The organism is Streptomyces sp. HUAS MG56 (genome assembly GCF_058673395.1).
The window spans coordinates 6,393,959-6,409,017 of record NZ_CM178722.1 but is presented as its reverse complement, the minus strand read 5'-3'; the positions used below and the strand labels follow the sequence as shown (position 1 = coordinate 6,409,017).

Below are 15,059 nucleotides of genomic sequence, written 5' to 3'. Positions count from 1 at the left end.
AACTGACAGTAACCCCAGCGACCGTCTGCTTTCAGCAGTTTGCGCCGAATAACAGAAGTTGTTCGCATGGTGGGGCGGGAAGTGGTATAGGACCTATCCGCCCCGACTATGCCGTACGCACACGCGGCAACTCCCCGTGACCAGCGGGGAGTCCGGGTCCGCCGTCAGGCCTCGGCGCTCGCCTTGCGGCCGTGAAGCTGACGCGCCACCTCCGCGATCGACCCCGAAAGGGAGGGGTACACGGTGAACGCGTTCGCGATCTGTTCGACCGTCAGATTGTTGTCGACGGCGATCGAGATGGGGTGGATCAGTTCCGAGGCGCGGGGCGCCACGACGACACCGCCCACGACGATGCCCGTGCCCGGCCGGCAGAAGATCTTGACGAAGCCGTCCCGGATGCCCTGCATCTTCGCGCGCGGGTTGCGCAGCAGCGGCAGCTTCACCACCCGGGCGTCGATCTTGCCCGCGTCCACGTCCGCCTGCGAGTAGCCGACGGTCGCGATCTCGGGGTCGGTGAAGACGTTGGAGGAGACCGTCTTCAGGTTCAGCGGGGTCACCGCGTCGCCGAGGAAGTGGTACATGGCGATACGTCCCTGCATGGCGGCGACGGACGCGAGCGCGAAGACGCCCGTCACGTCACCGGCCGCGTAGACGCCCGGAGCGGTCGTACGCGAGACCTTGTCGGTCCAGATGTGACCGGACTCGCGCAGCTTGACGCCGGCCTCCTCCAGCCCCAGCCCGGCGCTGTTCGGAATGGCGCCGACGGCCATCAGGCAGTGCGTGCCGCTGATGACGCGCCCGTCGGCGAGCGTCACCTCGACCCGGTCGCCGACGCGCTTGGCGGACTGCGCGCGGGAGCGGGCCATGACGTTCATGCCACGGCGCCGGAAGACGTCCTCCAGCACGGCGGCGGCGTCCGGGTCCTCACCCGGCAGCACGCGGTCCCGGGACGACACGAGCGTGACCTCGGACCCCAGCGCCTGGTAGGCACCGGCGAACTCGGCGCCGGTCACACCGGAGCCGACCACGATGAGCTCCTCGGGCAGCTCGGTCAGGTCGTACACCTGGGTCCAGTTGAGGATGCGCTCGCCGTCGGGCTGGGCGTCGGGCAGCTCGCGCGGGTGACCACCGGTCGCGATGAGGACGGCGTCGGCGGTGAGGGTCTCCTCGGTGCCGTCGGCGGCGGTGACGACGACCTTGCGGGACCCGTCGAGGCCCTGCATGCCCTCCAGCCGGCCGCGCCCGCGCAGGACCCGGGCGCCGGCGCGCGTGACGGAGGCGGTGATGTCGTGCGACTGGGCGAGGGCCAGCCGCTTCACCCGGCGGTTGACCTTCCCGAGGTCCACCCCGACCACCCGGGCCGCCTGCTCCAGCGGCGGGGTGTCGTCGGCGACGATGATGCCGAGCTCCTCGTACGACGAGTCGAAGGTCGTCATGACCTCCGCCGTCGCGATGAGAGTCTTCGACGGCACGCAGTCGGTCAGCACCGACGCTCCGCCCAGACCGTCGCAGTCGACGACGGTCACCTCCGCGCCGAGCTGAGCGGCCACCAGCGCCGCTTCGTATCCGCCGGGTCCGCCACCGATGATCACGATCCGAGTCACGTACCCCATTGTCCCGCACGCTTCAAGGTGCTACTGCCCGGGGGCGGACGTGCGTGCCGCAGCAGGCCTTCTGTGGCAGGAGTGAGGGGAGGTCCGCGCACCGGGGGCTGCCGTACCCTCTGTCCATGTCGCTCTATGCCGCGTACGCCGGCAACCTCGACGCACGGCTGATGTCGCGCCGCGCACCGCACTCCCCGCTGCGCGCCACCGGCTGGCTGAACGGCTGGCGGCTGACGTTCGGCGGCGAGCAGCTGGGCTGGGAGGGCGCGCTGGCGACGATCGTCGAGGACCCGCTGGCGCAGGTCTTCGTCGGCCTCTACGACATCGCTCCCCCGGACGAGGAGTCCCTCGACCGCTGGGAGAGCGTGGGTCTCGGCGTCTACCGCCGCGTACGCGTGCGCGTGCACACCCTGGACGGCGAGGAGCCGGCCTGGACGTACGTCCTCGACGGCTACGAGGGCGGACTCCCCTCGGCGCGCTACCTCGGCGAGATCGCCGACGCGGCGGAGTCCGCGGGAGCACCACACGATTACGTGATGGAGCTGCGCAAGCGGCCCTGCTGACCGGGACCGGCTTCTAGACTCGGAACACCGGCGCACCGAACGGGAGATCGCATGGCCCCCACCACATATGACGTCTACTACACGGTGCAGGCCTCGGAGGCCCGCGACCGGCTCGACGACCGGCAGCGCGCCGCCTTCGACAAGGGCATCGCCCTGCTGGCCCGCGACCCCTTCCTGCCGGTGTCACGGCCCATAGGGTCCACCGGCGACGACCGTACGATCCGCCTCACCCAGAACATCCTGGTGGAGTACACCGTCAGCCGCGGCCGTCTGCTGATCTTCATCGTCGAGGTCTTCAACGACAAGGACGTCCTCATCACCGACGAGTGACACCCGGGCGCTCGCGGCATCCCTTGTCGGAAACGACAAGACAACGATCGCGATCCCGTGACGTCTGTCATCTACGCGCGTAGGCGAAGAGCGGCTACCCTCGACGACGTGAACGCATCTCTTCTTCCGGACGACATCCAGGGCGACCCGTACGCCGCCGCCGACGCCGCCGCCGCGCGCCTGCGCGAACTCACCGGCGCCGAGACCCACGACGTCGCCCTCGTGATGGGCTCCGGCTGGGCTCCGGCCGTCGACGCCCTGGGCGCTCCCGACGCCGAGTTCCAGGTCACCGAGCTGCCCGGCTTCCCGCCGCCGGCCGTCCAGGGGCACGGCGGCAAGATCCGCTCGTACGCCTTCGGTGACAAGCGCGCCCTGGTCTTCCTGGGCCGCACGCACTACTACGAGGGCCGTGGCGTCGCCGCCGTCGCCCACGGCGTGCGCACCGCCGTGGCCGCCGGCTGCAAGACCATCGTCCTCACCAACGGCTGCGGCGGCCTGCGCGAGGGCATGCGCCCCGGCCAGCCGGTCCTGATCAGCGACCACATCAACCTCACGGCCACCTCCCCGATCGTCGGCGCCAACTTCGTCGACCTGACGGACCTCTACTCCCCCCGCCTGCGCGCCCTGTGCAAGGAGATCGACCCCACCCTGGAGGAGGGCGTCTACGCGCAGTTCCCCGGCCCGCACTACGAGACCCCGGCCGAGATCCGCATGGCCCGCGTCATCGGCGCGGACCTGGTCGGCATGTCCACGGTCCTGGAGGCCATCGCCGCCCGCGAGGCCGGCGCCGAGGTCCTGGGCATCTCCCTGGTCACCAACCTGGCCGCGGGCATGACCGGCGAGCCCCTCAACCACGAGGAGGTCCTCCAGGCGGGCCGCGACTCCGCCGCGCGGATGGGCGAGCTGCTGGGCCAGGTGCTGGGCAAGCTGTAAGCGGGCCGAACGGGGGTCTGGGGGCGAAGCCCCCGGCGAAGACAAGGAGAGGTTGATTCCAAGGTGCACGACGATCTCATCGCCAGGGCCAAGGCATGGCTCGCCGAGGATCCCGACGCGGAGACCCGCGACGAACTGGCCAAGCTGATCGACGCCGGCGACGTGGCGGAACTGTCGGCCCGGTTCTCCGGCACGCTCCAGTTCGGCACCGCAGGCCTGCGCGGCGAACTCGGCGCCGGCCCGATGCGCATGAACCGCAGCGTCGTCATCCGGGCCGCCGCCGGCCTCGCCGCGTACCTGAAGGCTCAGGGCCACACCGGCGGGCTGGTCGTCGTCGGCTACGACGCCCGCCACAAGTCCGCCGACTTCGCGCGCGACACCGCCGCCGTGATGACCGGCGCGGGCCTGCGCGCCGCCGTACTCCCCCGCCCGCTGCCCACCCCCGTGCTCGCCTTCGCCGTACGGCACCTCGGCGCGGTCGCGGGCGTGGAGGTCACCGCCAGCCACAACCCGCCCCGCGACAACGGCTACAAGGTGTACCTCGGCGACGGCTCCCAGATCGTGCCGCCCGCCGACGCGGAGATCGCCGCCGAGATCGACGCCATCGCGAGCCTGAACGACGTACCGCGCCCGGAGTCCGGCTGGGAGACCCTGGACGAGTCGGTCCTGGAGGCGTACCTGGCCCGTACGGACGCCGTCCTGGCCCCCGGCTCCCCCCGCACCGCCCGCACGGTCTACACGGCGATGCACGGCGTCGGCAAGGACGTCCTGCTGGCCGCGTTCGCCCGCGCCGGCTTCCCCGCGCCGGTACTGGTCGCCGAACAGGCCGAGCCGGACCCCGACTTCCCCACGGTCGCCTTCCCGAACCCGGAGGAGCCGGGCGCGATGGACCTGTCGTTCGCGCAGGCCCGCGCCACCGGCCCGGACCTGGTCATCGCCAACGACCCCGACGCCGACCGCTGTGCCGTCGCCGTGAAGGACGGCGCCGACTGGCGGATGCTGCGCGGCGACGAGGTCGGCGCGCTGCTCGCCGCCCACCTGGTGCGCCGGGGCGCGACCGGCGTGTTCGCCGAGTCGATCGTCTCCTCCTCCCTCCTCGGCCGCATCGCCGAGAAGGCGGGCCTCCCCTACGAGGAGACCCTGACCGGCTTCAAGTGGATCGCCCGCGTCGACGGCCTGCGCTACGGCTACGAGGAGGCCCTCGGCTACTGCGTGGACCCCGAGGGCGTGCGCGACAAGGACGGCATCACGGCGGCCCTCCTGATCACGGAGCTGGCCTCGGGGCTCAAGGAGGACGGCCGCACCCTGCTCGACCTCCTCGACGACCTCGCCGTCGAACACGGCCTGCACGCCACCGACCAGCTCTCGGTCCGCGTCCAGGACCTCTCGCTGATCGCGGACGCCATGCGCCGCCTGCGCGAGCAGCCGCCGACCGAACTGGCCGGCCTGCCGATCACCCGGTCCGAGGACCTGACCCTGGGCACGGACAGGCTGCCCCCGACCGACGGCCTGCGCTACACCCTCGACGGCGCCCGCGTGATCGTGCGCCCGAGCGGCACCGAGCCGAAGCTGAAGTGCTACCTGGAGGTCGTCGTCCCGGTCGCGGACCACACCGCTCTCGCGGCCGCCCGCGCCCGCGCGACGGACCTCCTCGCGGCGATCAAGCGGGACCTGTCGGCGGCCGCCGGCATCTGAGCCGTACGCACGGCGACAGGGGCGGCCCCGGTCCGGGGCCGCCCCTGTCGCCGTGTGCGCTCAGTCCGAGGAGTCGGCGGGGATGCCGGCCGGCAGGCACGTCATCAACGCTGCGGGATTGCCGACGAGTACCAGGCTGCTGAGGAGCCCCCCGGTGGCCAGCTGGGCCGGCGCGCGGCAGGAGGAGAGGATCGTCGTTCCGCGATCCGGGGCAACGGGTGTGGGGGCGGCCCAGGCGGCGGAGGCCTGGCTCACTCCCGCAAGGGCGAGGAGGACGACAGCGGTCCGGGTGATCTTTCTTGCGTTCATGACCGTTTCAACGATCACCCCGTACCACAAGGCATTGCTCCCTTGCGGTGAGTCGCGGCGCAGCTTCGCCGCACCGGCACGCCTCAGCCCGTCGCCAGCAGGATCGCCAGCAGGATCGCGCCCGCCACCGCCGGCGCGGCCACCTCGTAGGCCCAGCGCACGGTGATCTCCCCCTGCGCCGACTCCGCCGCGCCGCGTCGCTCCAGAAGCTCGCGCAGCTCCCCCATGGCCTGGTCGGACTCCGCGCGGGTCGCACCGGCCGGGGCGGCGCCGCCGCCGACGGCACCGAAGCCGCCGAAGCCGCCGAGCCCGCCGAGGTTGCGTCGCGCGGGCCGGTCGCCGCGGGCCGCGTCCGCCGCCGCCCGCGACGTGCGCATCTCCGCCTTCTTGCGGGCCCGCAGCGAGACGGGCAGCGCCCAGAGCTGGTACTTGCCGCCCGCCTTCACGACGACCTCGTTGGAGTAGCCGGAGCGCAGGGAGGCGATCTCGCCCCAGGGCAGGCTGATCACGCGGAAGGGGTTGCGGATCCGCAGCCGGTCCTCGCTCGCGTAGACCGCCGGGCGCAGCGTGAAGGCGATCACCAGCGGCACGACCAGGATCATCCCGGCGAGCGCCAGCCACGGCGCGCGGCCGTGCCCCTGGAACAGGGCGTCGCAGCCCAGCCAGAGGATGACGGCGAGCAGCAGCACGCCGCCCACGAGCGCCATCGGCGAGCGGTAGGCCCGGTCCTTCACGGCGAGGGACGCGGGGGGCTGGTGGTCCGGGGTCGTCATGGCCCCGATTCTGCACGACATCCGCGGCGGCGGCCCACGTACCCCGGCACCGGCGCTCATCCGTGACCTCCGAAGGAGAGATGAGCAGCACAGGGCTTCCCGGGGGTATACATCCGCTACGCGCGTAGATATGCTCGTCTGGTGACCATGCCCACTACTGCTCCCCCAGCACACGCGCTCGCCGACGTCACCGCGTCCGACAGCACGCTGCGCCGCTTCCTGCACGGGCTGCCCGGCGTCGACGCGGTCGGCCTGGAGGCGCGGGCCGCGTCTCTCGGCACCCGTTCCATCAAGACCACCGCGAAGGCGTACGCCATCGACCTCGCCATCTCGATGGTCGACCTGACGACGCTGGAAGGCGCGGACACCCCCGGCAAGGTCCGGGCGCTCGGCGCCAAGGCGGTCCATCCCGACCCGACGGACCGGACGACCCCGACGACGGCGGCCGTCTGCGTCTACCCCGACATGGTGGCCGTCGCCAAGGAGGCCGTCGCCGGGTCCGGCGTCAAGGTCGCCTCCGTCGCCACCGCCTTCCCGGCCGGCCGTGCCGCGCTCGACGTGAAGCTGGCCGACGTCCGCGACGCCGTCGCCGCGGGCGCGGACGAGATCGACATGGTCATCGACCGGGGCGCGTTCCTCGCCGGCAAGTACCTGAAGGTGTACGACGAGATCGTCGCCGTGAGGCAGGCCTGCGGCACGAGCGCCCGGCTGAAGGTCATCTTCGAGACCGGCGAGCTGTCGACGTACGACAACATCCGCCGTGCCTCCTGGCTCGGCATGCTGGCCGGCGCCGACTTCATCAAGACCTCGACGGGCAAGGTGGCGGTCAACGCGACCCCCGCCAACACCCTGCTGATGCTGGAGGCCGTGCGGGACTTCCGTGCGCAGACCGGCATCCAGGTCGGCGTGAAGCCGGCCGGTGGCATCCGCACCACCAAGGACGCCGTCAAGTTCCTGGTCCTGGTCAACGAGACCGCGGGCGAGGACTGGCTGGACAACCACTGGTTCCGCTTCGGCGCCTCCTCGCTCCTGAACGATCTGCTGATGCAGCGTCAGAAGCTGGCCACCGGCCGCTACTCCGGCCCCGACTACGTGACGGTGGACTGATCCCCCATGGCTTTCGAGTACGCTCCCGCGCCCGAGTCCCGCTCGGTCGTCGACATCGCCCCCTCCTACGGCCTGTTCATCGACGGCGAGTTCGCCGAGGCGGCCGACGGCAAGGTCTTCAAGACGGTCAGCCCCAGCACGGAAGAGGTCCTCTCCGAGGTCGCCCAGGCGGGCGAGGCGGACGTCGACCGCGCCGTGAAGGCCGCCCGCAAGGCGTTCGAGAAGTGGTCGGCGCTGCCCGGCTCCGAGCGCGCCAAGTACCTGTTCCGCATCGCCCGGATCATCCAGGAGCGCAGCCGCGAGCTGGCCGTGCTGGAGACGCTGGACAACGGCAAGCCGATCAAGGAGACCCGCGACGCGGACCTCCCGCTGGTCGCCGCGCACTTCTTCTACTACGCGGGCTGGGCCGACAAGCTCGACCACGCCGGGTTCGGCCCCGCGCCGAAGCCCCTGGGTGTGGCCGGTCAGGTCATCCCGTGGAACTTCCCGCTCCTGATGCTGGCGTGGAAGATCGCCCCGGCCCTCGCGACCGGCAACACGGTCGTCCTGAAGCCCGCCGAGACGACCCCCCTGTCCGCCCTGTTCTTCGCGGACATCTGCCGCCAGGCGGGCCTGCCGAAGGGTGTCGTCAACATCCTTCCCGGCTACGGCGACGCGGGCGCCGCCCTCGTCGCGCACCCCGACGTCAACAAGGTCGCCTTCACCGGCTCCACGGCCGTCGGCAAGCAGATCGCGCGGACCGTCGCCGGTACGTCGAAGAAGCTCACCCTCGAACTGGGCGGCAAGGGCGCCAACATCGTCTTCGACGACGCCCCGATCGACCAGGCCGTCGAGGGCATCGTGACCGGCATCTTCTTCAACCAGGGCCAGGTCTGCTGCGCGGGCTCCCGCCTCCTCGTCCAGGAGTCGATCCAGGACGAGCTGCTGGACTCCCTGAAGCGCAGGCTCTCCACGCTGCGCCTCGGCGACCCGCTGGACAAGAACACCGACATCGGCGCGATCAACTCCGCCGAGCAGCTGGCCCGGATCACCGCGCTGGCCGAGCAGGGCGAGGCGGAGGGCGCCGAGCGCTGGTCGCCGAACTGCGAACTGCCCTCGTCCGGCTACTGGTTCGCCCCGACGCTCTTCACGAACGTCACCCAGGCGCACACCATCGCCCGCGACGAGATCTTCGGCCCGGTGCTCTCCGTCCTCACCTTCCGCACCCCGGACGAGGCCGTCGCGAAGGCCAACAACACGCAGTACGGCCTGTCCGCGGGCATCTGGACGGAGAAGGGCTCACGGATCCTGGCGGTGGCGGGCAAGCTCCGCGCGGGCGTGATCTGGTCCAACACGTTCAACAAGTTCGACCCGACCTCGCCGTTCGGCGGTTACAAGGAGTCGGGCTTCGGCCGCGAGGGCGGTCGCCACGGCCTGGAGGCTTACCTCGATGTCTGACCGCACCAATGAGCGTCTGAGCGTCTTCAAGACCTACAAGCTGTACGTCGGCGGGAAGTTCCCGCGTTCCGAGAGCGGCCGGGTGTACGAGGTGACGGACTCGAAGGGCAACTGGCTGGCCAACGCTCCGCAGTCCAGCCGTAAGGACGCCCGGGACGCGGTCGTCGCCGCCCGCAAGGCGTTCGGCGGCTGGTCCGGCGCGACGGCGTACAACCGCGGCCAGGTGCTCTACCGCGTCGCGGAGATGCTGGAGGGCCGCCGCGAGCAGTTCGTGCGCGAGGTCGCCGACGCCGAGGGCCTGTCGAAGTCGAAGGCGGCCGCGGTCGTGGACGCCACGATCGACCGCTGGGTCTGGTACGCGGGCTGGACCGACAAGATCGCCCAGGTGATCGGCGGCGCGAACCCCGTCGCCGGGCCGTTCTTCAACCTCTCCTCCCCCGAGCCGACCGGCGTGGTCGCCGTCCTGGCCCCGCAGGAGTCGTCGTTCCTGGGTCTGGTCTCGGTCCTCGCCCCGGTCATCGCCACCGGCAACACCGCGGTCGTGATCGCGAGCGAGAAGTCCCCGCTCCCCGCCCTCTCCCTGGGCGAGGTCCTGGCCACCTCCGACGTCCCGGGCGGCGTGGTCAACGTCCTGTCCGGCCGTACGGCGGAGCTCGCGGCCCCGCTGGCCGCGCACCAGGACGTCAACGCGATCGACCTGGCCGGTGCGGACGGCGAACTGGCCAAGGAGCTGGAGATCGCCGCGGCCGACAACCTGAAGCGGGTCCTGCGTCCACAGGCTGTGGATTACTCCGAGACGCCGGGGACCGAGCGGATGACGGCATTCCTGGAGACGAAGACGGTGTGGCACCCGACAGGCTCGCTCGGCGCGTCGGGGTCGTCGTACTGACCCATCGGAAACGCCACCGGGAAAGGGGCGGGGGTTGCGGCGGTGGCACACATCGCGCGGCCCCACGCCCCTTTTCGTGGCGCCTTCAGATGCCCGGCCCGCCCAGCACCCGGTCCGCCCCCGGCAGGCTGCCGATGGACGGGGCCTCCGCCACCGGCCCCGTCACCGTCTGCGTACCGACCGGCTTGAAGTCGGCCAACTGCGTGCCCACGCCGTTGTCCAGGGGGTCGACGCCCGTGCCCGCCAGGGGGTTGGGCTTGAGGCCGGCCACCGGGCCCGTGACGTAGGGGACCGTGGCCGCGAGGACCGCCAGGCCCGCCTGGGGGTCGAAGTCCCCGAGGGAGGTCGGGCGCGACGGCACCTTCACGGGTGGCGCGGCCGACTCCGCGTGCGCCGTGACGGCGCCGGCGCCCAGGGCCGCCCCTGCGGCCGCGAGGGCGATCAGGGCGCGCGGTGCGACGGGGGGTCGGGGGGAGTGCTGTCGGGCCATCGCTGGTGCCACCTTCCGGCGCGCAGGGTAATGGTATCGACACGCAGGGTAGTTGAGGCGGGAGTCACGCTCAAAAGCCGACCCGCGGGGTCGGCAGGCGGCCCACCATGCGTCAAACTGGTGTTCCGTGAGCATTCATCCTCCGGCCCCCGCCCGCGTCGTGCTGCTGTGCGGCCCCTCGGGTTCGGGCAAGTCACTCGTCGCCGCCCGTTCCGGGCTCCCCGTGCTGCGCCTGGACGACTTCTACAAGGAGGGTGACGACCCGACTCTGCCCCTGGTGCAGGGGAGTTCGGACATCGACTGGGACCACCCGGAGTCCTGGGACGCGGACGTCGCCGTCGAGGCCGTCATCCGGCTGTGCGCCACGGGCTCGACACCGGTGCCGGTGTACGACCTCGCGCTGAGCGCCCGTACCGGCGAGAACACGCTGCACATCGGCCGTACCCCGCTGTTCATCGCCGAGGGCATCTTCGCGGCGGAGATCGTCGAGCGCTGCCGGGAGCTGGGGGTGCTCGCGGACGCGCTGTGCCTGAGCCGCGGCCCGTTCACCACCTTCCGCCGGCGCTTCCTGCGGGATCTGCGGGAGGGCCGCAAGTCGGTGCCGTTCCTGCTGCGCCGGGGCTGGCGGCTGATGCGCGCGGAGCGGTCGATCGTCGCCCGCCAGGTGTCCCTGGGCGCGCACGCCTGTGACCGTGACGAGGCGCTGGGGCGGCTGACCGCTGCCGCGGCGGGGCGGCAGGTCCGGCAGCAGACGGCGGCCTGACCGGCGTACAGAAGCCGGCATCCAGCGAAAAAGCGGGACTGGACAGGCCCCCCCGGCCCTCCAGTCCCGCTTCTCGCGCTCCCCCGTGTTTCCCCCGTTCCCCCTCCCTGTTCCCCCCGTGGGCCCACCCCCCAGTGGTGTCCACGGCGGCCCCCGTTGTTCCCCCGTGTCCCCCTCGGGCCACCCCTCGGTGACCCCGGCCTTCAGGCGACCAGTTCGCCGAAGGCGTTCTCCTCGTCACGGCCGAAGCTGAGGACCTCGTCCTCGCGCAGCCGGCGCAGCGAGCGCCAGATGCTGGACTTCACCGTGCCGACACTGATGTTGAGGATGTCCGCGATCTCCGGGTCCGTGCGGCCCTCGTAGTAGCGCAGGACCAGCATGGTGCGCTGGAGTTCGGGCAGCCGGGCCAGCGCCTGCCACAGGACCGCGCGCAGCTCGGTGCCGCGCATCGCGTCCGTGTCGGAGGGCGTCTCCGGCAGTTCCTCGGTCGGGTACTCGTTGAGCTTGCGGCGCCGCCAGGCGCTGATGTGCAGGTTGGTCATGGTGCGGCGCAGGTAGCCGCCGACGGCTGCCTTGTCGCTGATCCGGTCCCAGGCCCGGTACGTCGAGAACAGCGCGCTCTGGAGCAGGTCCTCGGCCTCGAAGCGGTCGCCGGTCAGGTGGTAGGCGGTGGCGTACAGGGAGGCGCGGCGCTCCTGGACGTAGGCCGTGAACTCCGCCTCCGTCAGCGAGCGACGCCGCTCCCCCGAGCCCTCCCCCGTGTGCGTGTCGACCACCGACATGTACGTCGGGTGCTGACGCCCGGTGCCGCGAGCGCACCCCCGCCCGCTCACGGCACCGGACTTCTCGGAACCGGACCGGTGCGTGTGCACGTCGTGCAGACGCGTGACCACTGCGCTGGTGCTCATGCTGTGCAGCGTGTTCATCTCGCGCTCCCCGTCGTGGACGTCCGGTGGTTCGGTCCTGCCGGGCCGGCTTCCGACCGATCCGGTCGGCCGCCTGGCCCGTGACGAAAACTCTGCCGGGGGCACTTCATGGCCGTGTCCGCCGACTGTCACAGACCTGTCACAGGGGTCCTGCTCAGGGATGTCACAGGAAGTGCACATGTCGTGGCGGTAGGGAAGGGCTGGTGCGGGCAGGTGGGAGGACGGCGGGTCCATGGGCCAGAATGAGCCCGTGGCTTCCCTGTTGCTGATCGAGGACGACGACGCCATCCGCACGGCCCTGGAGCTCTCGCTGACGCGCCAGGGCCACCGGGTGGCGACCGCTGCCAGCGGTGAGGACGGTCTGAAGCTGCTGCGCGAGCAGCGGCCCGACCTGATCGTGCTGGATGTGATGCTGCCCGGGATCGACGGCTTCGAGGTGTGCCGTCGGATCCGGCGCACCGACCAGTTGCCGATCATCCTGCTGACCGCGCGCAGTGACGACATCGACGTGGTGGTCGGGCTGGAGTCCGGCGCCGACGACTATGTCGTCAAGCCCGTGCAGGGGCGGGTGCTCGACGCCCGCATCCGGGCCGTGCTGCGGCGCGGGGAGCGCGAGTCCAGCGACTCGGCGACGTTCGGCAACCTGGTCATCGACCGCTCGGCGATGACCGTGACGAAGAACGGCGAGGACCTCCAGCTGACCCCGACCGAGCTGCGGCTGCTGCTGGAGCTGAGCCGGCGGCCCGGTCAGGCGCTGTCCCGCCAGCAGTTGCTGCGGCTGGTGTGGGAGCACGACTACCTCGGCGACTCGCGCCTGGTGGACGCCTGCGTGCAGCGGCTGCGTGCCAAGGTCGAGGACGTGCCCTCGTCGCCGACGCTGATCCGTACCGTCCGTGGTGTCGGCTACCGCCTGGACACCCCTCAGTGACGGACAGGCAAGGGGGGCTGCGCGGCTGGACCGCGGGGCGTGCGAGGGGTCTGGCGCGGCTCAGGTTCACCAGTCTGCGGCTGCGGCTGGTCGTCGTCTTCGCGCTGGTGGCCCTGACGGCCGCCGTCTCGGCATCCGGCATCGCGTACTGGCTGAACCGCGAGGCGGTGCTCACCCGCGCCCAGGACGCGGTGCTGCGCGACTTCCGCCAGGAGATGCAGAACCGCGCGGGCGCGCTGCCGGCACACCCCTCGCAGGACCAACTCCAGCGCACCGCCGGGCAGATGGCGACGAGCAGCCAGGGCTTCAGTGTGCTGCTGGTCGGCCAGGACGCGAGCGGCAGGACGGTGTACGGCAACTCGGGCGGGATCAACGGCTTCTCGCTGGAGGACGTGCCGAAGTCGCTGCGCGCGGCGGTGAACAGGCAGCAGAAGGTGTCGGGCGCCAACAAGGAGCCGTACCACCTGTACTGGCAGCGGGTCGTGGCGCACGGCACGCCGTTCCTGGTGGCCGGTACGAGGGTGATCGGCGGCGGTCCGACCGGCTACATGGCGAAGTCCCTGGAGCCGGAGGCCAAGGACCTCAACTCGCTGGCCTGGTCGCTCGGCATCGCCACGGGTCTCGCCCTGATCGGCGCCGCGCTGCTCGCGCAGGCCGCCGCGACGACCGTGCTGAAGCCGGTGCACCGGCTCGGGGTCGCCGCCCGGCGCCTGGGCGAGGGCAGGCTGGACACCCGGCTGCGGGTCTCCGGCACCGACGAACTCGCCGATCTGTCCCGGACGTTCAACAACGCGGCCGAGGCGCTGGAGCACCGGGTCGCGGAGATGGCTGCCCGGGACGAGGCCTCGCGCCGGTTCGTCGCCGACATGAGCCATGAGCTGCGTACGCCGCTGACCGCCATCACCGCCGTCACGGAGGTGCTGGAGGAGGAGCTGGAGGCGGAGTCGGGCAGCATCGACCCGATGATCGAGCCGGCGGTGCGGCTGGTGGTCAGCGAGACGCGGCGCCTGAACGACCTGGTCGAGAACCTGATGGAGGTCACCCGCTTCGACGCGGGCACCGCCCGGCTGGTCCTGGACGACGTCGACGTCGCCGACCAGATCACCGCCTGCATCGACGCCCGCGCCTGGCTGGACGCCGTCGAACTGGACGCGGAGCGCGGCATCCACGCCCTGCTGGACCCGCGCCGGCTGGACGTCATCCTCGCCAACCTGATCGGCAACGCGCTCAAGCACGGCGGGTCGCCGGTGCGGGTGTCGGTGCGGGCGGCGGACGAGGAGGTGGTCATCGCGGTGCGCGACCACGGGCCGGGCATCCCGGAGGATGTCCTGCCCCACGTCTTCGACCGCTTCTACAAGGCGAGCGCCTCCCGGCCGCGGTCCGAGGGCAGCGGACTGGGCCTGTCCATCGCCATGGAGAACGCCCACATCCACGGCGGCGGGATCACCGCCGCCAACTCGCCCGACGGCGGGGCGGTGTTCACCCTGCGGCTGCCACGGGACGTCTCACGGCTGACCGAGGAGCCGGACGAGGGCGACGGCAAGGGCGGCGGGACCGACACGGACAGCACGAGCGGCACGGACAGTTCAGGAAAGGAGGGGTCATGACCGTACGACGCGCGACGGCACGAAGCCGGGCCGCACGCCGACTGCTGGCGCTGCCCCTCATGGGCCTGGCGCTCTCCGGCTGCGGCATCCGGGCCACGGAGGTGCCGACCGACTTCGGGGCGGCGCCGTCCCGGGTGCCGTGCTCGCTGGCCGGGCCGGACCGGTCCGCGCAGTCCTCGCGGGGCGTGCCCGTGCAGGTCTTCCTGCTCTGCGGGGCGTCCCTGGTGACGGTCGACCGGACGGTCGGCGTCGCCGTGGGCACCCCGGACGCCCGGCGCCGGGTGATCGTGGCCCAGGGGCTGCTGGACCAGCTGGCGGCATCGCCGTCCGCCGCCGAACGCTCCGCGGGCTACACGACGTACGTCCCGGGCGGCCTGAGCGTGTCGGGCCCCGGTCCGAAGGACCCCGAGGACATGCTCCGGCTGAGCACGCCTCCGGCGCACCTGACGTCGTACGCCCTGGCGCAGGTCGTCTGCACCCTGTCCGACTCGGCGGCGACGGAGGGCGACGGCTCGGTCATCCTGGCCGGCCCGGTCCCCGACACCCCCCGCCGCTACGCCTGCACGGACGACGTCCGCAACCGCCCGGGAAACGCGCAGCCGCCGTCGAGTGCGGTGCCGGCGAACTAGCGCCGCCGGGGTGCGGCCGGACCGTGGATGACACGTCGGGGAAACCGATGCGGAACCGATCGTGCCCGGGGCTGCG

The 15,059-nt window shown here is 71.9% G+C and carries 16 protein-coding genes; 11 read left to right on the top strand and 5 right to left on the bottom strand.

The features are described 5' to 3' along the window. Positions 1-164: 164 nt before the first annotated feature. Positions 165-1,613 carry an NAD(P)H-quinone dehydrogenase gene (locus AC4OXY_RS30360; RefSeq protein ID WP_356030281.1) on the bottom strand — a complete coding sequence of 483 codons (1,449 nt, stop codon included), beginning with the start codon at positions 1,611-1,613 and terminating at the stop codon, positions 165-167. 116 nt (positions 1,614-1,729) lie between these two features. Between AC4OXY_RS30360 and AC4OXY_RS30355 the strand changes: the two genes are divergently transcribed. The 4 genes from AC4OXY_RS30355 to AC4OXY_RS30340 all read left to right on the top strand — a co-directional run bounded on the left by AC4OXY_RS30355 (position 1,730) and on the right by AC4OXY_RS30340 (position 5,125). Continuing rightward, positions 1,730-2,167, top strand: coding sequence for a gamma-glutamylcyclotransferase (locus AC4OXY_RS30355; RefSeq protein WP_356030279.1), 438 nt, complete (start codon positions 1,730-1,732; stop codon positions 2,165-2,167). A 51-nt stretch (positions 2,168-2,218) separates the two neighbouring features. Beyond that, on the top strand, positions 2,219-2,497 hold the full coding sequence (locus AC4OXY_RS30350; protein ID WP_356030278.1) for a type II toxin-antitoxin system RelE family toxin: 279 nt from the start codon (positions 2,219-2,221) through the stop codon (positions 2,495-2,497). A 108-nt stretch (positions 2,498-2,605) separates the two neighbouring features. Further along, entirely contained in the window at positions 2,606-3,430 is an 825-nt protein-coding gene (locus AC4OXY_RS30345) for a purine-nucleoside phosphorylase (RefSeq protein ID WP_356030276.1), read from the top strand. 63 nt (positions 3,431-3,493) lie between these two features. Continuing rightward, positions 3,494-5,125, top strand: a complete 1,632-nt coding sequence (locus AC4OXY_RS30340) for a phospho-sugar mutase (protein WP_491991401.1) — start codon at positions 3,494-3,496, stop codon at positions 5,123-5,125. Between the two features lie 60 nt (positions 5,126-5,185). Here the strand turns inward: AC4OXY_RS30340 and AC4OXY_RS30335 are convergent, their stop codons facing one another. Both AC4OXY_RS30335 and AC4OXY_RS30330 read right to left on the bottom strand, forming a co-directional pair. After that, positions 5,186-5,434 (bottom strand): hypothetical protein, encoded by a 249-nt coding sequence (locus AC4OXY_RS30335; protein ID WP_356030273.1) that lies wholly within the window; start codon positions 5,432-5,434, stop codon positions 5,186-5,188. 83 nt (positions 5,435-5,517) lie between these two features. Beyond that, entirely contained in the window at positions 5,518-6,207 is a 690-nt protein-coding gene (locus AC4OXY_RS30330; RefSeq protein ID WP_491991400.1) for a PH domain-containing protein, read from the bottom strand. 147 nt (positions 6,208-6,354) lie between these two features. Between AC4OXY_RS30330 and deoC the strand changes: the two genes are divergently transcribed. The 3 genes from deoC to AC4OXY_RS30315 are packed head-to-tail and all read left to right on the top strand — an operon-like array spanning position 6,355 to position 9,640. Beyond that, entirely contained in the window at positions 6,355-7,314 is a 960-nt protein-coding gene (gene deoC, locus AC4OXY_RS30325; RefSeq protein ID WP_356030291.1) for a deoxyribose-phosphate aldolase, read from the top strand. A gap of 6 nt (positions 7,315-7,320) precedes the next feature. After that, positions 7,321-8,751, top strand: a complete 1,431-nt coding sequence (locus AC4OXY_RS30320) for an aldehyde dehydrogenase family protein (RefSeq protein WP_491991399.1) — start codon at positions 7,321-7,323, stop codon at positions 8,749-8,751. Continuing rightward, positions 8,744-9,640 carry an aldehyde dehydrogenase family protein gene (locus tag AC4OXY_RS30315; RefSeq protein ID WP_356030268.1) on the top strand — a complete coding sequence of 299 codons (897 nt, stop codon included), beginning with the start codon at positions 8,744-8,746 and terminating at the stop codon, positions 9,638-9,640. Before AC4OXY_RS30320 ends, AC4OXY_RS30315 begins: the two co-directional genes overlap by 8 nt. An 85-nt stretch (positions 9,641-9,725) precedes the next feature. On the opposite strand, the gene AC4OXY_RS30310 is transcribed toward AC4OXY_RS30315, so the two are convergent. Further along, complete coding sequence (locus AC4OXY_RS30310; protein ID WP_362818307.1) at positions 9,726-10,130, bottom strand: hypothetical protein; 405 nt, start codon at positions 10,128-10,130, stop codon at positions 9,726-9,728. A 127-nt stretch (positions 10,131-10,257) separates the two neighbouring features. Here AC4OXY_RS30310 and AC4OXY_RS30305 point away from each other — a divergent pair, with 127 nt between their 5' ends. Next, positions 10,258-10,893, top strand: coding sequence for a uridine kinase family protein (locus tag AC4OXY_RS30305; protein ID WP_362818304.1), 636 nt, complete (start codon positions 10,258-10,260; stop codon positions 10,891-10,893). A 203-nt stretch (positions 10,894-11,096) separates the two neighbouring features. Here AC4OXY_RS30305 and AC4OXY_RS30300 read toward each other — a convergent pair whose 3' ends face one another. Beyond that, a complete protein-coding gene (locus AC4OXY_RS30300; protein ID WP_491991398.1) occupies positions 11,097-11,819 on the bottom strand; it encodes a SigE family RNA polymerase sigma factor in 723 nt (240 codons plus the stop codon). Between the two features lie 250 nt (positions 11,820-12,069). On the opposite strand from AC4OXY_RS30300, the gene afsQ1 reads away from it, so the two are divergent. The 3 genes from afsQ1 to AC4OXY_RS30285 are packed head-to-tail and all read left to right on the top strand — an operon-like array spanning position 12,070 to position 14,983. Beyond that, positions 12,070-12,747: a two-component system response regulator AfsQ1 gene (gene afsQ1, locus AC4OXY_RS30295; protein ID WP_356030262.1), complete on the top strand. Its 678-nt coding sequence runs from the start codon at positions 12,070-12,072 to the stop codon at positions 12,745-12,747. Beyond that, positions 12,744-14,354: an ATP-binding protein gene (locus AC4OXY_RS30290; RefSeq protein ID WP_491991397.1), complete on the top strand. Its 1,611-nt coding sequence runs from the start codon at positions 12,744-12,746 to the stop codon at positions 14,352-14,354. Before afsQ1 ends, AC4OXY_RS30290 begins: the two co-directional genes overlap by 4 nt. Continuing rightward, complete coding sequence (locus AC4OXY_RS30285; protein ID WP_491991396.1) at positions 14,351-14,983, top strand: hypothetical protein; 633 nt, start codon at positions 14,351-14,353, stop codon at positions 14,981-14,983. Before AC4OXY_RS30290 ends, AC4OXY_RS30285 begins: the two co-directional genes overlap by 4 nt. The last annotated feature ends 76 nt before the right edge of the window (positions 14,984-15,059 follow it).